Annotated in this window: 22 protein-coding genes and 2 tRNA genes; 12 read left to right on the forward strand and 12 right to left on the reverse strand. The window is 44.2% G+C overall.

Annotation, left to right across the window (positions count from 1 at the left end; translation table 11 throughout):
* Position 1 precedes the first annotated feature (1 nt).
* The gene (gene flgM / locus NL626_RS03935) at positions 2 to 316 is read left to right on the forward strand and encodes a flagellar biosynthesis anti-sigma factor FlgM (protein ID WP_005382018.1); all 315 of its coding nucleotides are present in this window, start codon (positions 2 to 4) and stop codon (positions 314 to 316) included.
* Positions 317 to 343: 27 nt separating this feature from the next.
* Positions 344 to 769: a flagella synthesis protein FlgN gene (locus tag NL626_RS03940; RefSeq protein WP_005382015.1), complete on the forward strand. Its 426-nt coding sequence runs from the start codon at positions 344 to 346 to the stop codon at positions 767 to 769.
* A gap of 102 nt (positions 770 to 871) precedes the next feature.
* On the opposite strand, the gene flgP is transcribed toward NL626_RS03940, so the two are convergent.
* Positions 872 to 1303: a flagellar assembly lipoprotein FlgP gene (flgP, locus tag NL626_RS03945; protein ID WP_005382014.1), complete on the reverse strand. Its 432-nt coding sequence runs from the start codon at positions 1301 to 1303 to the stop codon at positions 872 to 874.
* A gap of 9 nt (positions 1304 to 1312) precedes the next feature.
* Positions 1313 to 1951, reverse strand: a complete 639-nt coding sequence (locus NL626_RS03950) for a FlgO family outer membrane protein (protein WP_005382013.1) — start codon at positions 1949 to 1951, stop codon at positions 1313 to 1315.
* A 169-nt stretch (positions 1952 to 2120) separates the two neighbouring features.
* On the opposite strand from NL626_RS03950, the gene NL626_RS03955 reads away from it, so the two are divergent.
* From NL626_RS03955 to NL626_RS03965, 3 genes are all read left to right on the forward strand, one after another.
* Positions 2121 to 3254: a flagellar assembly protein FlgT gene (locus tag NL626_RS03955; RefSeq protein WP_005382012.1), complete on the forward strand. Its 1134-nt coding sequence runs from the start codon at positions 2121 to 2123 to the stop codon at positions 3252 to 3254.
* 175 nt (positions 3255 to 3429) lie between these two features.
* Positions 3430 to 3506 (forward strand) — tRNA-Arg (locus NL626_RS03960).
* Between the two features lie 279 nt (positions 3507 to 3785).
* On the forward strand, positions 3786 to 4292 hold the full coding sequence (locus NL626_RS03965) for a hypothetical protein (RefSeq protein WP_005382011.1): 507 nt from the start codon (positions 3786 to 3788) through the stop codon (positions 4290 to 4292).
* Between the two features lie 114 nt (positions 4293 to 4406).
* Here NL626_RS03965 and NL626_RS03970 read toward each other — a convergent pair whose 3' ends face one another.
* The 4 genes from NL626_RS03970 to chiP form a co-directional block, all read right to left on the reverse strand.
* Entirely contained in the window at positions 4407 to 5369 is a 963-nt protein-coding gene (locus NL626_RS03970; RefSeq protein ID WP_006743033.1) for an OmpA family protein, read from the reverse strand.
* 640 nt (positions 5370 to 6009) lie between these two features.
* On the reverse strand, positions 6010 to 7437 hold the full coding sequence (gltX, locus tag NL626_RS03975) for a glutamate--tRNA ligase (protein WP_005384075.1): 1428 nt from the start codon (positions 7435 to 7437) through the stop codon (positions 6010 to 6012).
* Positions 7438 to 7614: 177 nt separating this feature from the next.
* On the reverse strand, positions 7615 to 8208 hold the full coding sequence (locus tag NL626_RS03980) for a DUF2057 domain-containing protein (protein ID WP_213973554.1): 594 nt from the start codon (positions 8206 to 8208) through the stop codon (positions 7615 to 7617).
* Between the two features lie 125 nt (positions 8209 to 8333).
* Positions 8334 to 9455, reverse strand: a complete 1122-nt coding sequence (gene chiP, locus NL626_RS03985; protein WP_005382007.1) for a chitoporin — start codon at positions 9453 to 9455, stop codon at positions 8334 to 8336.
* Between the two features lie 478 nt (positions 9456 to 9933).
* Here chiP and NL626_RS03990 point away from each other — a divergent pair, with 478 nt between their 5' ends.
* Together NL626_RS03990 and NL626_RS03995 are read left to right on the forward strand one after the other, a co-directional pair.
* Complete coding sequence (locus tag NL626_RS03990; RefSeq protein WP_213973555.1) at positions 9934 to 12630, forward strand: copper-translocating P-type ATPase; 2697 nt, start codon at positions 9934 to 9936, stop codon at positions 12628 to 12630.
* Between the two features lie 21 nt (positions 12631 to 12651).
* Positions 12652 to 13101 carry a DUF411 domain-containing protein gene (locus NL626_RS03995; RefSeq protein WP_104975943.1) on the forward strand — a complete coding sequence of 150 codons (450 nt, stop codon included), beginning with the start codon at positions 12652 to 12654 and terminating at the stop codon, positions 13099 to 13101.
* Positions 13102 to 13166: 65 nt separating this feature from the next.
* Here the strand turns inward: NL626_RS03995 and NL626_RS04000 are convergent, their stop codons facing one another.
* On the reverse strand, positions 13167 to 13859 hold the full coding sequence (locus NL626_RS04000; RefSeq protein ID WP_005382004.1) for an oligogalacturonate-specific porin KdgM family protein: 693 nt from the start codon (positions 13857 to 13859) through the stop codon (positions 13167 to 13169).
* 439 nt (positions 13860 to 14298) lie between these two features.
* Positions 14299 to 16950 carry a beta-N-acetylhexosaminidase gene (locus NL626_RS04005; protein ID WP_253657013.1) on the reverse strand — a complete coding sequence of 884 codons (2652 nt, stop codon included), beginning with the start codon at positions 16948 to 16950 and terminating at the stop codon, positions 14299 to 14301.
* Between the two features lie 494 nt (positions 16951 to 17444).
* On the opposite strand from NL626_RS04005, the gene NL626_RS04010 reads away from it, so the two are divergent.
* Together NL626_RS04010 and NL626_RS04015 are read left to right on the forward strand one after the other, a co-directional pair.
* Positions 17445 to 18317 carry a TraB/GumN family protein gene (locus tag NL626_RS04010; RefSeq protein ID WP_253657014.1) on the forward strand — a complete coding sequence of 291 codons (873 nt, stop codon included), beginning with the start codon at positions 17445 to 17447 and terminating at the stop codon, positions 18315 to 18317.
* 112 nt (positions 18318 to 18429) lie between these two features.
* Positions 18430 to 18852 (forward strand): hypothetical protein, encoded by a 423-nt coding sequence (locus NL626_RS04015; protein WP_005382000.1) that lies wholly within the window; start codon positions 18430 to 18432, stop codon positions 18850 to 18852.
* A 321-nt stretch (positions 18853 to 19173) separates the two neighbouring features.
* Here the strand turns inward: NL626_RS04015 and NL626_RS04020 are convergent.
* A tRNA-Pro gene (locus NL626_RS04020) sits at positions 19174 to 19250 on the reverse strand.
* 259 nt (positions 19251 to 19509) lie between these two features.
* Between NL626_RS04020 and NL626_RS04025 the strand changes: the two genes are divergently transcribed.
* The 3 genes from NL626_RS04025 to rluF all read left to right on the forward strand — a co-directional run bounded on the left by NL626_RS04025 (position 19510) and on the right by rluF (position 21616).
* Positions 19510 to 19650, forward strand: a complete 141-nt coding sequence (locus tag NL626_RS04025) for a DUF3149 domain-containing protein (protein ID WP_005382236.1) — start codon at positions 19510 to 19512, stop codon at positions 19648 to 19650.
* A 132-nt stretch (positions 19651 to 19782) separates the two neighbouring features.
* A complete protein-coding gene (gene smrA / locus NL626_RS04030) occupies positions 19783 to 20364 on the forward strand; it encodes a DNA endonuclease SmrA (RefSeq protein WP_213894378.1) in 582 nt (193 codons plus the stop codon).
* A 94-nt stretch (positions 20365 to 20458) separates the two neighbouring features.
* The gene (gene rluF / locus NL626_RS04035; RefSeq protein ID WP_213901876.1) at positions 20459 to 21616 is read left to right on the forward strand and encodes a 23S rRNA pseudouridine(2604) synthase RluF; all 1158 of its coding nucleotides are present in this window, start codon (positions 20459 to 20461) and stop codon (positions 21614 to 21616) included.
* A 64-nt stretch (positions 21617 to 21680) separates the two neighbouring features.
* Here the strand turns inward: rluF and ybaK are convergent, their stop codons facing one another.
* The 3 genes from ybaK to kdsA form a co-directional block, all read right to left on the reverse strand.
* Entirely contained in the window at positions 21681 to 22154 is a 474-nt protein-coding gene (ybaK, locus tag NL626_RS04040) for a Cys-tRNA(Pro) deacylase (RefSeq protein WP_154204786.1), read from the reverse strand.
* A gap of 102 nt (positions 22155 to 22256) precedes the next feature.
* A complete protein-coding gene (gene ushA / locus NL626_RS04045) occupies positions 22257 to 23939 on the reverse strand; it encodes a bifunctional UDP-sugar hydrolase/5'-nucleotidase UshA (RefSeq protein ID WP_253657015.1) in 1683 nt (560 codons plus the stop codon).
* A 220-nt stretch (positions 23940 to 24159) separates the two neighbouring features.
* A complete protein-coding gene (kdsA, locus tag NL626_RS04050) occupies positions 24160 to 25011 on the reverse strand; it encodes a 3-deoxy-8-phosphooctulonate synthase (protein WP_005384095.1) in 852 nt (283 codons plus the stop codon).
* Positions 25012 to 25014 lie beyond the last annotated feature (3 nt).

The raw sequence follows: 25014 nt of genomic DNA on the forward strand, positions 1-25014 counted from the left end.
CATGGCAGGTATAGATAATATACGTTCAGGGCAAATGATGACGACAACAAGTCGCGCACCTGCACGTAACGATTCCAATGCTACCAGCACGACAGAATCAAAAAAGGCGCCAGCGCAACAAGACGCAGTATCACTCAGCCAGCAAAGTAAAGCCGTCAGTAAACTCCAGAAGGATATGGCAGCTTCTCCGGCATATGACAGCGCCAAAGTTGCAGCAATCAAAGAAGCTATCACAAACGGTTCATACAAAGTCGATCCTGAAAAATTGGCTGACAACATGATTAAGTTTGAAAACGAATTGCAAGGCAAAAGCTAACTGACTTAGGCCGAAGGTAAGTATTTTATGGCAGCATTAGTCGATCTCGTCAATTTCCAACTAGAAAATGCTAAGGCACTTTCCGCTGTTTTACGCCAAGAAACACAAGCAATCACGGCGCGTGTCTCTACCGAGATTGAGAACATTGCCAAACAGAAGATGACGCTCATTGATCAGCTCAGAACAACTGATCAGCGAATCGCCTCTCACCCGCACGTCAATCAACTTACTGAAGATGAGCACCTAAGTCAGGTTGTTGCTCAAATCCAATCGATCGTCCTAGACTGTCAACAAGTTAACCAAGTAAATGGCGAATCGCTTAGTCGCGCACAGCTGAGCTTCAATAAACTCAACAACATGCTTCAGCGAACTCATGGCAAAGTTGGCATGACCTACAATGCGGGCGGAAAAACCCACACCATCTCGACGCTTGGCACCAATATAAAAGCTTAAACGTCACTCCTACCCTCAATTCCCGCGCTCACGTAGATATAAAAAAGCGACTCATTGTTACCAATAAGCCGCTCAAAAAGATTATCTGTCTAGTGAAATGGTTTAAAACAAGGTTTGCTGACGCTTCTCAGGCACCTGCTGAACTTCTCCATAATCACGTAGCTTATCCATCTTACGGATATCCAGACGCAGCTCAGTCACATAACTGTCTTCAACAAGATAACTACGCACAACTTCTGCACCACGAATTACACCATCGACGGCACCAGTGGTGCTTTCAATACCCAAACGCTGGTCTTGCAGCTCTGCACGTCCACTAACACGCATGCCATAAACTTGCTCTGCTAGCTCACGATAAGCATCAATTTTTGATGCGCGCATTGCTCGTACACGCTTTTCTTCTACTGTGCGGCCTGTTTGCTCACTGACGCTGGCGTAGCCCACCGCCACTAAGATTTCATCTTGACGCATCTGTTGTAATGGCTGACACCCAACCAATATCAGTGTGGCAACAATAAATAATAACTTCTTCATGCTTCTATCCTATGGACGGAGAATCACAGTGTACGGCTGACGAATGGTAGGGTCAGAACGAATCAACACACCATCTTGTGTGCGGATGCTATTTAACGTATCTAAGTCACGCCCAATACGGTCAGCCGGAAGGAAACCTTGCGCTGTCGCTACAACTACACGGCTTTGCATGCCAACCACGCGTGCATTGACAAGCACTCCCCCCTCTTGGCGCAGCATCGTTCCGGTCAATACATACTGAATTTGCTGCTCTTGAGCTAAATCTTGCCAATCACGACTTAAAGCAAAATCGCCCTGTTGCGTCACTTGAATAGAGCCCGTAGTTTTGAAATCAACCACTTTAAACCCTCGGCGCTGAAACTGATGGATAAAACCTTCAGAGACCGAGTTACCTAACCAGTTTGTTGCATCCATATTTTGTAGATCAACAAACGAGGTAATCGCAATCGGTGTCCGCGCTGATACTGCCACATTAGAAACCATCAGGTCTTCTGTCATGCTCTCAATGAAAAAGTCCATCGTATGACGCGGACTATCCATCAGCATGAACTGGCTTCCCGAGTAAGGTTCTTTACCATTGTAAATCGGTGAGTACGCGCACGATGTCAGAAGCGTCATCATCGATGCAGCGACAAGCCACTTTTTCATGGTTTGATTCTCCAGATAATCTTAGGTGATACCGTTCTTTATTAATTCCTTTCCAAGAAAGTGAATATTGGAACAGTCTTTGCTTTTCTTTGTTTGCCTAACGAAGAAAAACCCACCAAACTTCACTGAATTTGTTAAAGCAATATTTATACCCGAACGGTTGTAACCAATGAAAAAAATATTAAACAGTCTGTTTTCAATCACTTTAGTGATGCTTGTGCCTTTTAAGGTAATGGCATCTTGGTATGAAGTCACAGGCGTTGCCACCATCGTTTCTTCAGAAGAGACGGCAAGGCTCCATGCGTTGGAAGACGCGCTGTTCAAAGCCGTCAATTTTTCGGGCGCAGATATTGGCAGTATTAGCAACTTGATGCCGCTATTAGAAGAAAGTCGCAACGAATACCAGTTTACCAATCATGAAGTCCGTTACATTTTGGTGGAGTCTGAACGCAAACGTCGCGGTAAAGTCGAGGTAAAAATCCGCGTTGATATTTATCCATCGGCAACGGGTTGCCACACCGATCAATACAAAAAGACAATGCTGGTCGGCAATATTGAGGTCGCATCACCACAACAAGCAGTGATGGGACAAATTTATCAAGTTGGTGACGATTTTAGCCACGTAGTGAACCGTCAACTTGATCAAACCTCACGCAGCTTTGTGTCTGTTGGTACAACGGACTACTCAATAAGCAGCAACTATCCTGCTCGCACTCAAATGATCGCGCAAGACAATGGCGCACAATACATCATTGGAGGGGTCATTACCGATCTCACTGCAACGGTCGAATCTCAACTATTGCAAGATGACATCATCAATCGTCAGTTTGCGTTAGAAATGAAAGTATTTGATGGTAAAACTGGCCATGAAATCTTCAACAAAGCCTACCGTGAGGTCGCGCGTTGGCCATTTGCTAAGACGAGTCAAGTGGACACTCGTAGTGCACGTTTTTGGGCATCGACCTATGGCGAGATGATGCTTCGCGTTAGTCGCAATATTATGTTGGATCTGGAGTCGGAGCTATCTTGCAAAATTACACTGCCAGAGGTTGTGGCAGTCTTCGGTAATACCGTAACGATGGATCTCGGCCGTATGCACGGCGTAAAAGAGGGAGACAAATTGCAGCTTTGGCACACCGCGTCGTTTATCGACCAAAATGGATTGCCAAGAAACAAAGTCTCGCAAAGCGAAATTACATTAACGGTATCACGCATATACGAACACGAAGCGGAACTGACGATTGATCAGCCAAATTTAGCATCTAGCGTTCAAATTGGCGACGTAATGAACAAGATCCTATAAAAGCAAACATTAAGTCTTGAGATATGCTCACTTTTGAATATCATAGGCAGCGCATCTTATTTGATTATACCAATGACCGTAGCGAATCGTTCAACGTGATGCTGATACAGATCTGGTAGATTGCTAGATTTGAACTCAGTAAAACAGTGCAATGAACTGCAACTATTGGTATTACGCCCCCATGGCACAGCTGGATAGCGCAGTCCCCTCCTAAGGGACAGGTCGTAGGTTCGAATCCTACTGGGGGCGCCATATCATAGCCTTAGCTCCCACTTGAGCTAAGGCTTTTTTGTATCTTCAATTTCAAGCCTCGCACTGCTCCCCCTAGTACACCGTGTTAGATAATCTTCCCAGTAATCAATATGATCGGATCGGGTGTTTCGGTTACGGGATAAACCCTTCTACTGATCTGACTTCTTCCCCTTGAAATCATTTCAACAAGCCCTATTTACAGTTTTGTATTTTATTACTTTAATTATCTATGAGTTTTGCTTACCCTTTTAGCTATTAATAAAATTATTAGTTAGCACTATGTCTAAGAGCAATTTAATAACTAACACTGGACACCGCTTTATTTCTAAAGGCAAGACAGCCTTTAAGATACATATCCATACCCCCGAGGATACGGTACTACACCGCTCGGTAGGATTTGTTCGTATTGGAGAAAAGAAAGGCTTACAAAAAGCCATTAAGCTGAGAAACGAGTTAGGCCGGCAAATGTGGGGCAAATTCTGGCGACGTCTTTTGAAAGACCCTTACTTAATGACCAGGCTTCCACATAGCGTTGAGCCTAAAATCGTTCACAAGCCTAACCCTACTCTTGAAAACCCTGACAACCGAGATACGTGTTACATCGCCAAGTGGCGAGAGTTCAATGATGACGGTGAGTATAAATATAAAACGGTGGTTCGCTCTATTAGTAAGTACGGCAAACTTGCCGCCTACATGCAAACCAAAAAAGCGTTGTTAGAAGCACATAAAGATAACTTGGAGATCCTGACATTTATGGGGCGTTTAAACAGCATTGATCTTAAGTAATACCTAGCCACTTTGAACATTTCAGTCAGTTTTTAAAGAGAAATAAAAAGCCCCAAAGAGCGAACTCTTTGGGGCTTTCAGCTTCAGTCTTCTATACTACGGTCGAATAGGAGCTTATTGCTGAACTTGGTATTCAAATTCTGGAACAACGATTTCTACGCGACGGTTTTGTTGACGACCTTCACGAGTGTCGTTTGAAGCGATTGGGTTGTTTTCACCTTCGCCACGAGCTTGGATACGTGATGAATCAATACCTTTTTCAACGAGCGCGTTAGCAACAGACTCAGCACGTTTTTCAGAAACCTTTAGGTTGTAAGCTGCTGGACCAGACGTATCTGTGTAACCTACAACTTCAACGTTCGCTTGTGGGTGCTCGTTTAGGAAAGCAACTAGGTTATCAAGTTTTGCAGCGCTCTCTGGTTTTAGAGTTGTGCTGTTTAGATCGAAGCTACCTGTGCCAATTGTTTGAGTTTCGAATGTTTTCGTAACTACAACTGGCTCTTCTACCACTTCTTCTACAACCACTTCTTCAACAACAACTGGCTCTTCTACGATTACTGGCTCATCGTTGCCGCCGAATTTGAAAGAAACACCTAGTGTTGCAGTGTTACCTGTCGCACGAGTTACATCGTTGCTGATGTCAGTCAGTGTTTGGTATTCCGCACGAGCTGTTACGTTTTGGCTTAGGTTGAATTCAAGACCAGCCGCGCCTAGGTAAGAGTAATCATCTTTGCCATCAAACATTACGTAAGCGCCACCCACTTTACCGTAAAGTGCGATGTCTTCAGTGATTGGTAGGCTAAATTTAGGAGCAAGAGTGATTGCTTCTACGTGGCCACCGAAAGAAGTTTGGTTAAAATCACCGATGTTGTCGAAACCCGCTTCTACTGCGAAGTATTTATTCATTTCGTAACCAACAAAAGCGCCAAGAGTAGAATCGTCTTTGTCACAAGCCTGGCCCGCTACACACGCGTCTTCCATCCATGACTTACCCATCTTACCACCAACGTATACTTCTGCTTGTGCTGCTGAAGCCATAAGTAGAGACGCTGAAATTACCGCTGCTAATTTTTTCATTATTGATTCCTCTAAAGAAGTTCTTTTGTTAGATGCCGAAATGCGCCGTCTGACTGACATTGTATTTCAATTCTTTTTATTCATTCCTTGAGTGAGATACTTAGTCAGCTTCTTTTTATGCACATGCATTTTTTTTATGGAAGCAACTTACGTACATTTCCTGCTCAGTGATACATATCGCCATCTCGGTATCGCTGACGGGATGAACTATAACGCTAAGAAATCGCGAGAAAAATCCCAATTCTGTCAATTTATTGTCATCAAAAATCTCGACAACATGTGATCTTAAGCAAAAAAATCCCCACGCAATCACTACGCAAACGTTTGCTTTATTTTTTGGAACAACATAGCTAAAGCAAAGATTTTTCTTAAAAATGAGACAAACAAAATGGAACTTTAAGGAACATGGATAAAAATCAATCAGATATTTGATATATAATCGCTCGTTTTTTATTCATGCCAACGATATTTGGATTAAAAAATCTTATCCATATTGAGGTAAATTACAGGTGAAACCATCTCTTCATTCACCAATATGAGAGAAAGTTTCTCGTTATCTAAATTGAAGATACAAAAAAGCCGCGGTTGCTCACCGCGGCTTTGTGACTATTTATTCAAAAGAACGTTCAGTTCAAAGCAATTATGCGTTTGCTTCACGCTCAGCAATGAACTCAAGCGCCATCTTAATGCGAGCAATACAACGCTCTTTTCCAACCAGCTCCATTACTGCATCGACAGAAGGAGACTGACCGCCGCCTGTTACAGCAACACGTAATGGCATACCGATTTTGCCCATGCCGATTTCCAACTCTTCACATACTGCTGCGATAACGCCATCTTTGATGTTCGCTGTCGTCCACTCAGTTAGTGCTTCCACTTTCGCTAATGCAAGTTCTAGAGGCTCTTTAGCCACGCCACGTAGATGTTTCTTCGCTGCGCCCGCTTCAAACTCAGAGAAATCTTCATAGAAGTAACGGATTTGCTCAGCTAGCTCAACTAGCGTGTTGCAACGCTCACCCACTAGCTTGATCACGTCAGTGATAGCAGGACCATTCGTTACGTCTAGTTTTTGTTGATCTAGATGCCATTGTAGATGCTCAGCAACGTACGCAGGATCTGAGTTCTTGATGTAGTGGTTGTTCAACCATTGCAGTTTGTCAGTGTTAAAAGCAGACGCTGACTTAGATACTGCGTTTAGGCTAAATAGATTGATCATCTCTTCTTGAGAGAAGATTTCTTGGTCACCATGAGACCAACCAAGGCGCACTAGGTAGTTGTTTAGTGCCGCAGGCAGGTAACCCATATCGCGGTATTGCATGACTGATACAGCGCCGTGACGTTTAGACAGTTTCGCGCCGTCATCACCCAGGATCATTGCACAGTGTGCAAATGTTGGTACTGGCGCACCTAGGGCTTCGTAGATGTTGATTTGACGAGGCGTGTTGTTGATGTGGTCTTCGCCACGAACAACGTGAGTGATACCCATGTCCCAGTCATCCACTACTACACAGAAGTTGTAAGTAGGTGAACCGTCAGTACGACGAATGATTAGGTCATCCATTTGATCGTTGCGGATTTCAATGCGACCACGGATTTGATCATCAAATACTACGCTGCCTTCTTTCGGGTTACGGAAACGGATAACACATGGATCGCCATCTTTTGCCGCTTCGTTTGCTGCTTTGATTTTTGGATGGTTAGCATCGTAGCGAGGCATTTCTTTATTTGCTTCTTGCTCTGCACGGATTTCATCTAGCAGCTCTTTAGAGGCGTAACATTTGTAAGCTTTGTCTTCAGCAAGAAGCTTATCAACCATTTCGTTGTAACGGTCAAAACGTTGAGTTTGGTAGTAAGGACCTTCATCCCACTCCAAGCCTAGCCATTCCATGCCTTCAAGAATTGCATCAACCGCTTCCTGAGAGTTACGCTCAAGGTCTGTATCTTCGATACGTAGAACGAATTCACCACCTTGGTTTTTAGCGTATAGCCAAGAGTAAAGTGCAGTACGCGCACCACCAACGTGTAGATAGCCAGTTGGGCTAGGAGCAAAACGAGTTTTAACCGTCATTTGAGTTCCTTAGGGGTAATGAGCAACGAGAGATCTCTCGTTGTAATGTCAAGGATAAAAGTGGCGACATTTTACCACCGTAAGTCAATTCTACAATCGGTTTGACAACAGAAATAAAAACAGGGCAGAACCAAAAAGGCACAGCCCTGCTATTTACTGTTAAAGCACGAGACGAAATTACTTCAGGTTACGCATTGCCCATTGCATAAATTCTTGCTGCTCTTCACGGCTCAATTCATTAAACGATGCTTTGATTGTTTTGGTTTCCGCTGGAGAAGACGCAATGCTTGCCTTAGTCGATTCTTTATTCATTGCGTTATTATAGTCGGCAACTTCTCGTTCATAATCACGAAAACCTTGCAAACCACCTTTACGAAGTTGAACCATAGAGAATGCCACTTCTTTTCCGTTTTTGTCTTTCAATACCACTTTAGGATCGAGTTCGAAGGCTCTCGCCTCTTCAATAGTACGGAATGTTTGATAAGTCAGAGAAAGCTCGGTGTCTTTTTCTGCATCAAACTCTAATACCAGCGGCTGCGAATCGAATTTACGGCGCTTTCCATCTTCAAATACGATTTGTCCAACCGTTACCGCCAATTGGTTTTCCCCATCCTTTAACTCGATGCTGTTATTTTTGGAAATCCACTCAGGGTACACGAACTCACCGTTGAGAACGCGAGGAACCAGTTCAGCTTGCAGAGTCAGTTGAGCAGCAAAAGCAGGCGCAGAAAGCATTGCGCAAAGTCCGAGAAGTGTCGTTGTTTTTTTCATCGTGGTTTCTCACTTTATACCAATTTAGATAAGCCTCTGAAACTTACAGGCCAGTCATTCCAAAGGCTTATTTGAATCAGTATCAAGACAAAAAGGGCGTTTCCGCCCTTTTAGCTACTTCTTTATTAGAAGTAGTATTCAACACCCACAGAGAACTCGTCGTAGTCAGCAGACTTCCAACGTGCTTCTGTTGGTTTATCTAATTGAGACGCACCGTCGCCAAAGTCTAGAGTACGAGCACGTACGTACAGCACTGCCGATGGGTCTACGAAATACATAACTTGTGCTGATAACACATCGTCCGCTGTATCGTTAATTTTCTTACCATCACGCTCGAGATCAAAGTTAGCGGCGTAAGCCAGTTTGTATTGCCAATCACCCGTGGTGTACATGATAGCGGCAGACATTGCATCTTGCTTTTCACTCACACCATTGCTTGCGTCCGCTTCCATGTATTTGTATTGCGCAAAGAAAGAGATCCCGTTATCAAACCAGCCTTGTGCCCCTACCAAGTACGTGTTGTTTTCCCACGTTTGGCTTTCCATCTTGATATTACGGTTACCTTCATATGCCGCATCTAACTGGATAGGACCAATTTTGTAGTGTGCTGCGATACCACCCCAGTAGTCATCCCCTTCACCTAGACCTGCTTTATCACCTGCACCAGCTGCGATATCTAAGGAGAATTTGTCAGCAAACATTGGAGAGTCCCAGCGGATAGTGTTTGATTGACGGTCTTGGTACTTGGCGCCACCAATAGCACCACCCCAGTCGTATACATCGCCCAGGCCAGGGTTAGATGCTGGCCAGTCAACCAATTCGTACATAGGTGTCAAAACGCGACCCAGACGAATTTGACCCCAAGATGCACTTTCAAAACCGACGAATGTGTCACGTTCACCAAGACCTGCGCCCTCGCCACCAAAGCTAGGGTCTACATAACCGCCTTCGATTTGCCAAATAAAAGTAGGGTCGAAGTTAGCAAATTGTTTTTTACCACGGAAACCAATACGAGATTCGTTGTTTAGCTGCATGCCACCCAAATCATCGTCCGTTGCTTTGCTACCAGAATCGTAATCGCGGTACGCGGCCTGCATCGCGATGATTCCGTAAACTTCATAAGAAAATGAATCTTTGGTTAGAAACTCTTTTGCTGCGTCACTGTTTGCACCATCAGCAAATGCAGCACCACTGAACATCATGCCGGTAATTGCCGTGGCAAGTAGGCTTTTCTTTAGGTAAGACATTATAAACCCCTATATTTTTAGTTTTTTCCATTTTCAAATTCACTAACTAGGACATGGCAGGAACTTGAAACAGTGTTTGGACGGGGCAAATATGACAAACTTTTTTCGCACTAAAAAACTTTCCCTACAGCAATCTGAGCGACTTCAAAATGAGAAGATCAAAAATAAAATAAATCAATAAAAAACAATTACTTAACATCAAATATAAAAAATAAAAAACGTTAAAAGTACGTTTTGACACTGAACTGACATTGAGAGCATCTAAAAAACGTGAGCGACTTCATTCATCTTTTAGGTGTTTTAACGGAACTTTATATTCAAAGAGAAAAAACCTTGAGATCACTCGCAAGTAAAATGACCGTGCACTTGTGGGATTCGAGAGATTTTGACGAAATTGTTGTGAGTAGCAAATGGGTATTGACCTTACCCTTGCAGGAAGGTTTAAGCTCATAGCATCACTACTATTGAGGTGCAGATTATGTATCAGTTAGTTATACCTTTATCAGGGCTCAACTGCATGGGCTGTGCGAGAAAAGTTGAGAATGCTTTACATGCGAATCACGATGTGGAGATCCTCAATTTGTCCCCGACGCAAGTAGAGGTCAAAACCGAGTCTTCTCTTAAAGAGCTCGTCTCGTCGATTGAATCTCTTGGTTACCAAGCAGGAAATCACTACGAGCTAAACCTTTCAGGCTTAAGCTGTGGCGGTTGCGTCAAAAAACTTTCATCTTTATTAGAATCTAATCAAGACGTTATTTCTTTTGAGGCTTCAACAACGCACTTAGAGATTCGTACCCTCCTCTCCGAGCAACAAGTGATCGACTTAATAGCAACACTCGGCTATACCGCCAACCTTGATTCTGTTGAAGTAGAGAACGAAAGCTCACCAGAGACCGAACAGGTAGAAAAGCAAAGCAATATTAAAGATACGCAGGTGCCACCAGCGAGTATTCAATTGCAAATGCTGATTCAAGGCATGACGTGTGCGAGTTGCGTCTCTTCAGTAGAGAAAGCACTTACTAACGTAGAAGGCGTTGAGAAAGCACAGGTCAACCTTGCAGAACAAAGCGCACTAGTATTCGCAAGCCAAGACTCTGATGACCTCCTTAACGCAATTGTTGAATCGGTAAAACAAGCCGGTTACCAAGCAGAGATCCTACAAGACGCCGCAACCCAGCAAGAAAAGCAAGCACAGCAACAACGTCAGCAGCAAAAACGCTTCAAACTGGATGCTATTGCTGGCCTTGTCGTCGGTGCCCCTTTAATGATTTGGGGCGTTGCTGGCGGCAATATGATGATTCGCAGCACCAACGACCAATTAGCTTGGGGCGCGATCGGTATCGTATGTTTACTCCTTCTTGCCACAGCAGGGAAACACTTCTTCAGTAACGCTTGGTTAGCGGCTACTCACAAGCGAGCCACCATGGACACGTTAGTCGCGCTCGGTACTGGCGCAGCGTGGTTCTATTCGATGCTTGTGGTGATTTTCCCAGACTGGTTCCCTCTTGCTTCACGCCACGTGTACTTTGAAGCGAGTGCAATGATCATCGGCTTAATTTCTCTTGGTCACTATATAGAAGCAAAAGCCAAAGCAAACACAACACGCTCATTGCAAGCTCTGATTAACCTGCAACCTCAGCAAGCTACGGTAATCACGGAACAAGGCGATCAACAAATAACGGTTGAGCAAATCACGCTAGGCATGAAGCTGCGTATCAAACCAGGCGAGAAAGTGCCTGTTGATGGTGTTGTGATTCAAGGTGAATCATACATTGATGAGTCGATGCTCACTGGTGAACCAGTACCAGTGTTAAAAGCACAAGAGGCTCAAGTGTCTGCCGGGACATTAAATACCGATGGTGGATTAGTCATTGAGGCAACGGGCATTGGCGCAAATACCATGCTGGCTCGTATCATCCGCATGGTGCGCACAGCGCAAAGCAGTAAGCCAGCCATCGCGAAACTGGCAGACCAGATTTCATCGGTGTTTGTCCCTGTCGTTGTTGGCATAGCAATACTGGCCGCGCTCGTTTGGTTTGCCGTTGGCCCAGAGCCAAAAGCGAGTTATATGCTGGTGGTCACCACAACCGTCCTGATCATCGCCTGCCCTTGCGCTCTAGGCTTAGCAACCCCACTTTCTGTCACGGTGGGAGTGGGTAAAGCCGCAGAGCTCGGCATTCTGATCAAAGACGCCGACGCCCTGCAATTGGCAAGCAAAGTCGACACGGTTGTATTCGACAAAACTGGCACGCTTACCCAAGGTAAACCTAGCGTTCAGCAAGTGTTTACTCACGCCACCAGCCAAGAAGATCTATTGGCTTTAGCGTATGCGGCAGAGCGTCAGTCTGAGCACCCACTGGCAAAAGCGGTATGTGATTACGCCAAACGACACGACGCAAAGGATGTCTCATTAGACAAGTTTGAGAACGTTCGCGGGCGCGGCATTTTGGCGACGTATCAAGATAAACCGCTGCTCATTGGTTCGCTTCAATTTATGCAAGCAGAGAACGTCGAGACTAGCGCACTAAAATCTGCCATCGATGAATGCGCAAAAAATGCGTGGACTCCGGTAGCTGTGGCATTGAACGGCGAACTGATCGGTCTGCTCGCCATTGCCGACCCGATCAAATCAGATGCGAAACAAGCGCTCTCTGCATTAAAATCGCAAGGCATCAAAACGGTAATGCTGACAGGCGATAACCAACACGTTGCCAATGCTATCGGCCAAGAACTTGGTATTGATGAAGTGATTGCCCAAGTAATGCCAGATGAGAAAGCTCAGCACATTGAGCAACTTCAATCTCAAGGACATGTCGTGGCAATGGTGGGGGATGGCATTAACGACGCCCCTGCTCTCGCGTTATCCAACCTAGGTATTGCCATGGGTAGCGGCAGTGATGTCGCCATTGAAAGTTCGCAAATGACCATCCTGAACACGTCACCAATGGCGGTAGTACATGCGATTGAACTCTCTCGCGCTACACTTAAAAACATGAAGCAAAACCTATTTGGTGCCTTTGTTTACAACTCGTTGGGTATTCCAGTTGCCGCTGGCGTGCTTTACCCAGCGTTTGGATTTTTGCTCAGTCCTGTTGTCGCAGGAGCGGCAATGGCACTGTCTTCAATTACTGTCGTTAGTAATGCAAATCGACTACGACTGTTTTCAGTAAAGTAACCACTTCTTTTTGAGGGTATTATGAAGTTGAAACTATTGACCTTTGCAATGCTTGCGACCGTGTCCGCCAACGTATTGGCAGCCGGTGTTATAAACCACAAATCGCCATACTGTGGCTGTTGTGGAGAATGGACAAAACACATGGAAGAGAACGGCTTTACGGTCGAAGAAAAATTGCACGATGACATGAACGCCATCAAACGCGATCTAGGCATCAAGAATGAACAGCTTTACTCTTGCCACACGGCAGAGATCAACGGCTATCTGTTTGAAGGTCACATTCCAGCCGAAGACATTAAAGCGTTTTTGAAAAATCCACCACGTAACGCAAAAGGCCTATCAGTACCGGGCATGCCAATGGGCTCCCCTGGTATGGAATATGGCGACAAAAAAGACAGCTACACCGTTTACGCCTTTAACGAAAAAGGACAAGTGTTCGAATATAGCCACCACGAAGGCAACGGCAAATAAAAACAAAGCCCAGCGAGACAAACCGCTGGGCTTTTTCTTAATGGACAGTTAAGACAAATATAAAATTAGAAGCCGTAAGAAGCACCAAATACAAAAGCGTTATTCACTAGGCTGTCACCACTCGCGTTTTCTGCACCGTGTGCTTGACTACGGAACTCAAAGTAAGGTTGAACACCTTTACGAGTCCACGTTGCACGAAGCTCGTGGTCCATGGTTTCCGCTTCAATCATGTAGACGTTGTTGTAGCTTAGCGTCACATCCTCATTCATCACGTAACCGATGCGGTTGTCCATGCGGTAATCTGTATCCGCATCTGCGTCTGTCGCATCAATGTGCGCACGAGTACGGTTACTTAAGGAGATGCCGTTATCGAAGTTGTAACCGATCTTAACCAATGGACGGTACTGTACATTCTCGCCAGCAGAGAACAGGTGTTGGTAACCAGCGGCAACCCATAAATGATCGGTAATATTAAATGACTGCTCACCACCCACAGTGATTGCTGGTGTTGTGTTACCTGCGCCACCGTTTTCTGTTTCCAGTTTACCCAACTGAATACCATCAAATTCGGTGTAAACCGTAAAGCCGCCGAATTGGTTATCAAAAGTATGACCAGCTTCCAGTGTAGACGTAACGTCCGAACCATGAATTCGACCATCATCGTGGAATTGAACATTACCTGTTACGTAAGAAGAACCAGCAAAAGCGCTAGAAGCGAAAGCGAGAGAAAGAGCACTCAGTGCAAAAATGTTTTTCATAATTACTGCCTTTATTTATTCACGTTATGCGATAGTTTTAGAGGGCATCTCTTCCCTTTTATCGCAAACTTTGGAATGTGCCTCCTTGGCGTTCGCAATATTGTTTCAATTAATTCGCGATGGAAAATAAAACATTTTAAAAAGTGATCTTGTTCAAACCGACGCTCAACAACCCTGATAAAAACATGGAAAATACAGGCACTTATCGTATTTTTATAAAATTATTCAAAAAATAGAAGTGTGATCGTAAACAGATAATTTATTGATATTTAGCAGATTAAGTCGATCCAGTTCACAATAACCTTGACCATTACAACCCAAAACTTATTTATCAATGAAAAATAATTAGACATCGATCACGCTTAATTTCCTTAAAAAATAAAGAAAGCCCCAACATGATGTTGAGGCTTTGCCAAAAAATTAACTTACAAGAATTGAGTTATTTCACACTGGTCACTCGACTTGCTTTCTCACCGGTTGCTGACACGGAACGGATAAACACTTCACCTTTCACATTTGGACGAGCATTATCTGCGTAAGTTAGCCAGTTCTTGCCGTCTAGAGAGTATTGAAGCGTCACCCCTGGGAACTGAACGTTCATTGCTAGCTTGCCATCTTCTACTTTCGCACCTGGTACAGGCAGGCGGTAGTCGATACCTGATTTTTCTAGCTTAGCCAGTTCACGTTGGCCAAGTACGTTCGCAAAGCGGTTGTAGTCTTGGTTTAGCGCGACTTTGTCTACTAGGTTAGAGTTTTGCGAGTATTCAACACCCACTTTGTAGTCGTTTTCCCAATCAGCACGGTGCCATGCACGCTCAGCGGCTGCTAGTACGCGAGGGAATACCATGTACTCGTATTGCTCGTCGTTACGTACTGTCTCAGACCACAGCTGTGCTGATAGACCATAGAAAGGTTTCGCTTCGATTTCACCTTTACCAGTGAAGCCGTTACCATCGCGGTCTACAGAGGTTTCTGCGTTCTGAGGCATGTTCTCTGGTGCAAAACCAAACATCTTACGAGTATCTGTTGCACGCGTCGCCCAGTAGTAACCACGCTCTTTCGGGTCAACTTCGTACGGCATGTCCATGTATACGTAGTCTGGGTTAGAAACGATAACGTCGTAACCTTTCTTAGACCATTCGTACACTGATGATGTGCCACCCCAGTAAAGAACGTCCCAGAAGTTAACACGCGTGTTTTCTGTTGCGAACGCTTTCTCACCTTCACTGTACTTAAGGCCATCTTGCCAAGCTTGGAAGTTTGGAATGCCTTTCTCTGCCACCATCTTCGACACTTCTTCTGCAAAGTGGCTTGGTAGATGAGCAAAATCGCTTACCGTACCGTCTGCAATTAACGCCTGACATTGTGGTGACTGTGCGAATGGCTTGTCTTGCTTAGACAAATCAATGTTACCCTTCCAGCTTACTTTGTCTTCTGCGTTGATGTCTTGCAGACCAGCGCCTAGCTTGATGTTCTTCGCTTCGTCACCACCAAAGTGCCATGTTGTTAGCGGCGTGCCCGCTTCTTGGTGCATTGCTGCTACTTCTGAAATCACTTTATCAACAAAGCGAGTTGAAGATTCCATACATGGGTTGATGAAGCTTTGCTTGTTGTAGAACTGAACCGTCGTTACGTTCGATGTATCTTGAGGATCCATCAGGCGATACTCGTTCGCTTCTGCTTCTTTACCTTCTTCCATTAGACGGTCGTAACGTGCTTCCATTGATACCACTGCTGCACGAGCGTGTGCTGGCATATCGATTTCAGGAATCACTTCGATGTTACGCGCTTTCGCGTACTTCAAGATGTCCACGTAGTCTGCTTTGCTGAAGAAGCCAGAACCAAAGTTGTCTGTCGTTGCACCTGAGCCAAGCTGAGGCAGTAAACAGCTTTTCTCTTCCAAATCGAAACAACGGTTAGCACCCACTTCAGTCAGCTCTGGCAGACCCGGGATTTCTAAACGCCAGCCTTCATCATCCGTTAGGTGAAGGTGTAGTTTGTTCATCTTGTACGCGGCCATTTGGTCAAGCGTTGCAAGAATCGCGTCTTTAGAGTGGAAGTTACGAGCCACGTCCACCATCACACCACGGTAATCAAAACGCGGCGCATCTTTAATAGACAGTTGTGGTAGAGAATCAGCATTTTGGCTATCTACCAGGCCAAAGATAGATTGTACTGCGTAGAAAGCACCTGTTTGGTCAAACGCTTTAATCGCAATACCGTCGCCTTTGATGCTCATTTCGTAAGCACCAGATTTTGCCAATTCACCGGTGAAGTCTGCAGGAACAACAGTGATGCTTACAGGAAGATCACCACGAACATCCACACCTACCACTTCTGCACGACCTTGAATTGCTGCGTATTGAGTCGCATCGAATGCGTCTTTAGGCAGCGCAATACCCGCCGCGATATCTACCGTACCTTTACCTGCTTCAACAGACATTGGCGTTGGTAGTAACGTGGTTGATACGTCTTGTTTTGCTAGATCTTCGTTCTTCTCGAAACGAGACACAGCGCTCGCAAATACGTTGTTGTCATCTGGCGTACGTTTTAGGTTGTTACCCTCAAGGCCAGTCACGAAAGATGCAACGTCTTCTGTGTTAAGAGAAGCGATCATCTTAGGCTCTGCATTTGGTGCAGCAACGAAAGCGCCTGGCATGAAGTCAGTTTCAAATAGCTGCCAGTATTCAGCAACAAGAGGAAGCACAACCTCTTCACCCGCAGCAAACCCATCAAACTTATCTGTTGGTTCTAGTTTGTGTAGATCACCCGTTACGCGAGAGATTTTGAACTGTTCGTTTTCAACATCCAGAATCAGACGAATGCTGTGGAAGTAAATAGCCCAATCTTTTGAGTCAACCGCTTCACCTTGGTTAACCAGCGTCATGTTTACCTTGTTACAAGACGCCCACTCAGCCCCTAAGTCCTGACAAGCAAGACCTTCGTTTGCACCGTGGTTAGTCAACACTTGGTATTGAATATCAAGATTATTAGCCAACGAATTTACAACTTGTTGTTCAGAGCTTTTCAGCGCAGAGCAACCTGCTAATGTAGTGATAACAGAAACAGCAATCAGACTAGGTTTAAACATCTTACTTCCCCAAAAAAGTCAGTGGTTCAAAACGACAATGATAAAAATCTCGGCCCCTCAAATGCGAGGTACCTAACCGTTACATTCAACATACAACCTGTTATTTCTAAGCGTAAAATAAATAGAAATAGGAAGTGATCCAGTTCAAAAAATGACACTCAGCAAAAACAATAAAAACCTAATTTTCATGGAGTTACAATACACGTCAAAATCGAACAACTTGTTTTGACGAGTTTGCTGCGATCTAGGTCACTTATATTCATGAGTTACGACTGATTTTGTAAGATTTGGATCACGCCTAATTATTTTGTGAACCATTAGTAAGCGAATTACCTATTTACCTTTCGTGAAGTGACTCTCATTTATTCGTCGTCAAAACTCGTCAATATTTTTAGAAATGACGATTTTGTCGAATACACCACTGGAGAAATTGCACTTAACCTCACGCTATTTTGCGTATAAAGTTTAAAGGTATCTTATCTGAGGGCCACTCTATGTTTCGTCTCTTGACGCTCATATCATCTCTACTTGTTACTTTGACTCCTTTTTCCTCTTATGCAGAGCCACAGCATTGGTTAGCGAAAAAAGGGGAAACCGAACTTATGATTATTGGCTCGGTACATGTGGGGGATAAAACGATGTACCCACTCCCTAGAACGGTCATCCAGCACTTAAGCCAAAGCGCAGGGTTGATTATTGAAGCAGACGTCAGGAATTCTGAAGGCTTGGTTTACCCACAAACAACCATTCTTTCTAAAGATGTTTTAGACAGAGCTCAACGTCGCCACTTAATTGAAATTGCCCAAGATTTAGGTTTGCCAGAAACTCAACTCCTAAATTCCCCACCTTGGATGGCTGCATTCACCATCCAACTCGCTTTAGTCAACAAACTGGGGTATGTCTCTGATAAAGGGGTCGACATGCACTTAATAGGACTCGCTGATAAAAAGCAAATCCCGGTCATTTCACTAGAGTCCGTGCAATTCCAAATCGATTTAATCGCAGGTCAATCAGAAGGCGGTAAAGAGATACTTCTCTCGTCAATTGAAGAATATGATGGCGGAGAAGAGTTGGTTCAATGCTTGATAGAGAGTTGGAAGAGCGGTGATGGTAGCATGTTGGTCGAAGCCTCTTTGACCGATCATACAACAGAAGAGTTTAACCAAGCCTTTTTATACGAGCGTAATCGAGATTGGGCTAAAAAACTCGACACTGGCAGTGTTCTACCTCAGCAAGCGGGTCGTTACACCGTTGTTGTTGGTGGCTTGCATTTAGTAGGTAAAGATAACCTGATTGAACTGCTTAAAAATCGGGGTTTTAACATCAAACCACTGGGTAAGACGCGCCAAGCAAATTGTGATATCTAGTGATTGTTTGAAAAATGCCATTTAAATACAATTATTTAAATACAACCATTTAAAATTCATTCAAACTTTCTTATAAATCGCCGTTAAGCTAAGTGGATACAAAACAACTCATATGAAATTTAAATATTTATTCCTATACACGATTGGAATTATGCTCACTTCTTCGCTGTCTTATGCTAAACCGCCATGCAACGTAGAAGCTTTTCAAGCTATTGATATAACTCCGGAAGTAAAAGGCGGTGTTTTAGATAAAGAGAGTGGTCAATTTCTTATTACCGAAAAACCAATGATGCGTTGCGCGAACATCACGTTTTCAACAGCCCACACTCGAAATCGCGTTGCACATATGATGAACCAAGGCTTTGAAGCGGTTTACTATGATGGAAATACAAGCAAATCTCACTCAGTAACGTTTGATGAAGACGATTTAAAAGCGGGTTACGTCAAGATTGGTCCAAATCACCCAAAGACCGCTTATGTCTGCTTCACTACTTCTGAAACTCCTATCAATACTATCTCGTGTGACATCAAGTAATAAATTTACTCACTCTAAAAAATGAAAAGGCCCTACATTTCTGTAGAGCCTTCCTCTCAATACGTGTCGGTGAAGTGCCATATTCGAACATCAGGCGAACCCCAATTTGATTCGATACTATTGAAGTCTAAAATTACTAGCGCTAAAAACGACGAAAGCCTGCTCATTGAGCAGGCTTTCTAAAAGTGGTCGGTGAAGTAGGGATTCGACGCGACCGAGCTTCCAGAGGCCTGGCATTCCAGACCCCGATCCTCTGGTTCCAAATAAATATCACCAAATACGAAAAAGGCTCTACATTTCTGTAGAGCCTTTTTCTCAATATGGTCGGTGAAGAGGGATTCGAACCCCCGACCCTCTGGTCCCAAACCAGATGCGCTACCAAGCTGCGCTATTCACCGATATGTTTAACTGAGGAATTGTCCCCGTCAACGAGTGCGTATATTACGGATTCTGAACTGTGGCGCAAGTGCTTTTTACAAAAAAACCTTAGGTCTTAATTCGTTTGATGAATAACTGAACACTAGCACGTAAAATGTGACTGATAACTCACAACAAAATACAGTTTATTAACCTTAGCAACATAATTGATCCAGATCAGTGTGCAACAAGACACCGCCATTTAGTTTATTCCTGTCGGGAACATCTTGGAGGAAACGTATGGACTTTTGGCTTGATCTCCTATTTGGTAATGCAGTGGGTCTATCGTCAATGATAGTAATTTTTGGGGCAATTGGTCTGATGTTATTTTACGGCGGTTTCTTCATATACAAGATCATGAACGACAAATCTCCTCACTAGATCTCGCTTAGCTCTAGAAACGCTTTGCACCGGAGTCGGTTACTTGCCTACTCCGGTTTTTTATTTGATCTCAATGCACCACTCATTGATATAATCCTATTATTCTTCCCTGTTCTTAATGAGATTACTGCTATGTCTCACGACGACGATTTTGATCTATTTCAACAGATGATGGGCGATGTAAAGCCAATCACTCAAGACACCACCGAACACAAAAAAGTACACCAAGTAACAGAAGCACAGCTCGCAAAACGCGAAGCAGCAATCTGGTTAACGGAAGATGACCCAGAATACCTATCACTTGATCACGCTGAAATGCTCAAGCCAGAGGACTTTGTTGAGTTCAAACGTGATGGTGTACAGGACGGGGTTTACCGCAAACTTCGCCTTGGTAAGTATCCAATCCAAGCTCGCTTGGATTTGCACCGTAAAACATTGAAAGAAGCACGTGATGAAGTCGTAAAGTTTTTAAAACAGTGCCTATCAATGGACATACGAACGGTCGTTATTGTCCACGGCCGAGGAGAACGCTCAAATCCACCTGCAATGATGAAAAGCTTTGTTAGCAGTTGGCTACGACAAATAAAGGAAGTCCAATGCATCCATAGTGCGCAACGCTTTCACGGTGGAACTGGAGCCGTTTACGTCCTACTTAGAAAAAGTGCGGAAAAGAAATTAGAAACCCGCGAACGTCACCAAAAACGGTTAGGCTAAATTTCACCCTAATGCTAGAATGCCCGCCCTTATTCTTCCTTCCCCTTAGAGGAAGGGAGCTTCATTCGCCGTTGTGAAACGTTAGGAGACAAAAATGTCACAAGACAACGCTAAACGATTAAATAAATTCATCAGTGAAACGGGGTTTTGCTCACGCCGTGAAGCAGACAGACTGATTGAGCAAGGCCGTGTCACCATTAATGGCAACAAACCTGAAATGGGGACAAAAGTGCTACCTGGTGATGATGTTTGTGTGGATGGTAAGCCAGTGGCAGCAAAAGAGAAGCCGATTTATATCGCTCTCAATAAACCAACAGGCATCACCTGTACAACTGAGAGAGACGTCCCTGGAAACATCGTTGATTTCATCGGCCACCAAAAACGTATCTTTCCGATCGGCCGCTTAGACAAACCCTCTGATGGTCTGATCTTTTTGACCAACGATGGCGACATCGTGAACAAAATCCTTCGCGCAGGCAACAGCCACGAAAAAGAGTACGTCGTACGCGTGGACAAGCCAATTACAGGCGAGTTTCTCAAACAGATGTCGAGTGGCGTTAAGATTCTCGACACAGTCACCCTACCTTGCAAGGTAACAAAAGAGACTAAATTCTCTTTCCGTATTGTGCTAACTCAAGGACTTAACCGTCAGATCCGTCGTATGTGTGAAGCGCTGGGCTATGAAGTATTCAAGCTGCGTCGCGTACGCATCATGAATATCTCTCTTGATGGTATTCCGAATGGGAAATGGCGTTATCTAAGTGACGAAGAAGTGGCAGAGATCCTAGCAATGTGTGAAGGCTCGGTAGGTACAGAAGAAGCATCAAAAACAGACTCTAGAGGTCGCAACATTCGTAAAGCGACCGACGCGAAGCTGTTTGATAGCCGAGAAGAAAACCAAGATTCTACTGCTCGTCGTAACCAGAAGACACGAACTTTCCGCGGTAACAATGCTGATGAATTCCGTCATGCACCAAACTCGAAAAAAGGTCAACAAAAGCGTCGTCAGCGTGATGATGAAGGCGGACGTCCAGCTAAAGAACATTACAAAGCGAAACCACAAGGTGAACGCAGCAGACCGCAAGGCGAGCATAGTAAATCACACCGTAAACCAGATGCATCGAGCAATACGCATTCAGCAAACAAGCCTCAATCACCGAGTAAGCCCAAGCAGCATTACATGAACCCAAATGCCGCGAAACCAAGTAAACCAGCTAAACGCACTGGTGGTACATTGAGTCTGAAGAAGTAACGCTTCACTGACAGGCAAGATCAAAAAAGGACGCTCATGAGCGTCCTTTTTATTTGTCATGAGTTTACAAACAAAGAGGTGCAAACTGACCGCGAGTTAAGCTCAGCAAATCTCTCGGGGCTAACTCAATTTCTAAACCACGTTTACCAGCACTCACACAGATTGTGTCTTGCTCTACTGCGCTTTCGTGCAAAAAAGTAGGTAAGGCTTTCTTCTGCCCTAGTGGGCTAATTCCACCAACGACATAACCTGTGGTCTTTTGCGCGATTTCCGGATCAGCCATATCGGCCTTTTTGCCCTTCGCTGCTTTCGCCGCCAGTTTTAGGTTCAGCTTTTGATCAACAGGGATAATCGCAACCGCAAGGTTCTTTGGCTCCCCGTTCAAGCAGAACAACAAGGTTTTAAATACTGTTTTCGGATCCTGTCCTAGCACTTCAGCAGCTTCTAAACCATAACTATCGGCTCTAGGATCGTGCTCATATTGATGGATGGTGTGTGGAATTTTTTTCTTTTTCGCAAGATTAATGGCCGGAGTCATCAAGATTCTCCTCATAAAAACAAAAAGCGCAGACTGAATTGGATCTGCGCTTTTAGTTAATGATATCAGCGAGTTTGAGTCAATCGCTTTTTCTCTGTTGGGTTACTGATCAATCGCCGTATCAACTAAATACGTGATTTCACCTGAAGGGGCATACTCATTAACATCAATAGGGCTGTGTGTTTCTAAATAATCCTTCAGAACCTCAGCATCGGTAAAACCTGTATTTACATACCCTGGATGATCGTCGATTTTAGGGTAACCATCTCCACCAGCAGCATTATAGCTTGGTACTGTAAAGCGGTAATTACCATCTAAGCGAAGTTGCTTATTACCAATAAACACATTGGTTACCTCACCATTATTGATACTCATCGCAATGCCGGCAAACTGTGCATAAGCACCAGAGTCAACAGGCTTAGTTGCAACGACATTTAGATAATCTAATACCTCTTTACCCGTCATATCAACGTAAGAAACCATATTGCCAAATGGCTGAACAGTGAGCACGTCTTTATAAGTAATATCACCCGCAGCAATCGAATCTCGAACACCACCAGAATTCATTACAGCAAAATCTGCTTTCGCACGTTCCATGTGAGCCGTTGCAATTAATCGACCTAAGTTTGTTTGCTGGTAACGAACCACATTGCGGTCACCCTCAAGCTTACCGTTAGATTCTGCAATCTTCACGTTTAGCTTGCCCTGACCTTTTTCTTGATAAGGACGAAGAAACTCAAGCATCATTTCGTCTTGTTTAATCTCATCTTGGATCAAGACTCGTTGCGACTGACCATCAACTTTAATTTTCTTTTTCAAGTTTACAGGGATTAGATCGTAGCTCACCATCGAGAGTTCGCCATTACGAAACTCGTAATCGGCGCGTCCCACATATTTCCCCCACTCATGTGCCTGAACAATAAAGGTACCATTTTGTTTATCGGGCTGACATTCATCACCTGGTTTAAAGTTCTTTTTGATAACGTTTGGACCTTCCATGCACACAGGTTCTTGTGAGTGTCCTCCAACGATCATGTCGAGATCGCCGTCATTCAAATAACGAGCTAACGCCACATCGCCAGGAGCATTGATGCCTCTATTACCATTTTCATAGTGTCCCATATGCGTGACAGCAAAAATCAGATCTGGATACTCTGTCTCTTTCAGTTCTGCAATCAACTTCTTGGCTTCTTCTTTTGGGTCACGGAAGTCAATTTGTTCAATGAACTCAGGGTTGCCAAGTTTCGCTGTGTCTTCGGTTGTAAGACCAATGACCGCAATTTTAATGCCCTGCTTGTTAAACATCGCGTATGGTTGGAATAAACGCTTGCCAGTATTTTTATCGTAAATATTGGCAGACAACATCGGAAAGTTTGCCCACTCTTGCTGCTTGAATAGCACGTCCAATGGATTATCAAACTCATGATTACCTAGAGCCATCGCATCGTAACCAATTTTGCTCATGCCTTTAAAATCCGGCTCGGCATCTTGTAAATCAGACTCAGGTACTCCTGTGTTGATGTCACCACCAGAAAGCAGTAACACGCTGCCCCCCTCAGCCTGTATTTCTTCGCGCAAATCATCGATTAACGTTTTACGCGCCGCCATGCCATATTCACCGTATCGATTTTGCCAAAAGCGACCATGATGATCGTTAGTGTGCAACACGGTCAATTTATAGGTTGTATCGGCATTCCATTCTGGTGCAGGTTGCGTAGCACACCCAGCTAACGAGGCCAAGATAGCGGCACTCAAAACAGTTTTGATCATCAGACGCTGATTCATTTATTTACCTTTTTCTTATTGGGATTACTGACGCACATTTTAAGCATTCGATCTATTTGAAAACCACGTGCACCCTAACACATTGATTTAATAATTATGATGCATTGTTTAGCAATAACAAATTCATCAGTAACAAGTTTGAGAATTTACAGTTTTTCAGATAAAAAAATAGCCAACACTCGGTTGGCTATAGTATTTGTTACCACCAGTCATCTGGCGTTTACTTGATATCGATATCTGCAAAGCTCTTGATTAGATCATCAAGCGATTTCATTTGTGCTAAGAATGGCTCTAACTTGTCTAGAGGCAGTGCAGATGGGCCATCACAACGCGCTTGGTCTGGGTTTGGGTGCGCTTCGATAAATAGACCTGCGATGCCTGTCGCTAGACCCGCTTTTGCAAGCTCAACTGTCTGCTCACGACGGCCGCCAGATGCTGCGCCTGATGGGTCACGCATTTGTAGTGAGTGCGTTACGTCAAAGATGATTGGACTACCTTTTGAAGCATTTTTCATCACACCAAAACCAAGCATATCTACAACTAGGTTATCGTAACCGTGGCAAGAACCGCGCTCACATAGGATGATCTTGTCGTTACCGCATTCTGCGAACTTCTCAACGATGTTACCCACTTGACCAGGGCTCATAAATTGAGGTTTCTTCACGTTTATAACCGCACCTGTTTTGGCCATAGCTTCAACAAGGTCAGTTTGACGAGCTAGGAATGCAGGAAGCTGAATAACGTCTACCACGTCAGCGACAGGTTGAGCTTGCGCTTCAGTGTGAACGTCCGTGATGATCTTTACACCAAAAGTGTCTTTCAGCTCCTGAAAGATTTTCATGCCTTCTTCCAGACCTGGACCACGGTATGAATGAACAGAACTGCGGTTTGCTTTGTCAAACGACGCCTTAAATACGTAAGGAATACCAAGTTTTTCCGTTACTTTTACGTAGTGCTCACAGATCTGCATCGCAAGATCACGAGACTCAAGAACGTTCATACCTGCAAATAGGGTGAATGGCTTGTCGTTAGCAACCTGAATGTCGCCGATATTAACGATTTTCTGTTCCATTTT

The organism is Vibrio sp. Y58_MX_L22 (assembly GCF_024181865.1).
Taxonomy (GTDB): Bacteria; Pseudomonadota; Gammaproteobacteria; order Enterobacterales; family Vibrionaceae; genus Vibrio; species Vibrio alginolyticus.

Bases quoted from the DNA above. Each gene is read 5' to 3' on its own strand.
- NL626_RS04025 (WP_005382236.1), top strand. From the start codon at position 19,510: ATGGACTTTTGGCTTGATCTCCTATTTGGTAATGCAGTGGGTCTATCG.
- NL626_RS03995 (WP_104975943.1), top strand. From the start codon at position 12,652: ATGAAGTTGAAACTATTGACCTTTGCAATGCTTGCGACCGTGTCCGCC.
- flgM (WP_005382018.1), top strand. From the start codon at position 2: ATGGCAGGTATAGATAATATACGTTCAGGGCAAATGATGACGACAACA.
- gltX (WP_005384075.1), bottom strand. From the start codon at position 7,437: ATGACGGTTAAAACTCGTTTTGCTCCTAGCCCAACTGGCTATCTACAC.
- NL626_RS03980 (WP_213973554.1), bottom strand. From the start codon at position 8,208: ATGAAAAAAACAACGACACTTCTCGGACTTTGCGCAATGCTTTCTGCG.
- NL626_RS03940 (WP_005382015.1), top strand. From the start codon at position 344: ATGGCAGCATTAGTCGATCTCGTCAATTTCCAACTAGAAAATGCTAAG.
- ushA (WP_253657015.1), bottom strand. From the start codon at position 23,939: ATGAATCAGCGTCTGATGATCAAAACTGTTTTGAGTGCCGCTATCTTG.
- NL626_RS03950 (WP_005382013.1), bottom strand. From the start codon at position 1,951: ATGAAAAAGTGGCTTGTCGCTGCATCGATGATGACGCTTCTGACATCG.
- NL626_RS03990 (WP_213973555.1), top strand. From the start codon at position 9,934: ATGTATCAGTTAGTTATACCTTTATCAGGGCTCAACTGCATGGGCTGT.
- NL626_RS03970 (WP_006743033.1), bottom strand. From the start codon at position 5,369: ATGAAAAAATTAGCAGCGGTAATTTCAGCGTCTCTACTTATGGCTTCA.
- chiP (WP_005382007.1), bottom strand. From the start codon at position 9,455: ATGTCTTACCTAAAGAAAAGCCTACTTGCCACGGCAATTACCGGCATG.
- kdsA (WP_005384095.1), bottom strand. From the start codon at position 25,011: ATGGAACAGAAAATCGTTAATATCGGCGACATTCAGGTTGCTAACGAC.
- NL626_RS04010 (WP_253657014.1), top strand. From the start codon at position 17,445: ATGTTTCGTCTCTTGACGCTCATATCATCTCTACTTGTTACTTTGACT.
- smrA (WP_213894378.1), top strand. From the start codon at position 19,783: ATGTCTCACGACGACGATTTTGATCTATTTCAACAGATGATGGGCGAT.
- NL626_RS04005 (WP_253657013.1), bottom strand. From the start codon at position 16,950: ATGTTTAAACCTAGTCTGATTGCTGTTTCTGTTATCACTACATTAGCA.
- rluF (WP_213901876.1), top strand. From the start codon at position 20,459: ATGTCACAAGACAACGCTAAACGATTAAATAAATTCATCAGTGAAACG.
- flgP (WP_005382014.1), bottom strand. From the start codon at position 1,303: ATGAAGAAGTTATTATTTATTGTTGCCACACTGATATTGGTTGGGTGT.
- ybaK (WP_154204786.1), bottom strand. From the start codon at position 22,154: ATGACTCCGGCCATTAATCTTGCGAAAAAGAAAAAAATTCCACACACC.
- NL626_RS04015 (WP_005382000.1), top strand. From the start codon at position 18,430: ATGAAATTTAAATATTTATTCCTATACACGATTGGAATTATGCTCACT.
- NL626_RS03965 (WP_005382011.1), top strand. From the start codon at position 3,786: ATGTCTAAGAGCAATTTAATAACTAACACTGGACACCGCTTTATTTCT.
- NL626_RS04000 (WP_005382004.1), bottom strand. From the start codon at position 13,859: ATGAAAAACATTTTTGCACTGAGTGCTCTTTCTCTCGCTTTCGCTTCT.
- NL626_RS03955 (WP_005382012.1), top strand. From the start codon at position 2,121: ATGAAAAAAATATTAAACAGTCTGTTTTCAATCACTTTAGTGATGCTT.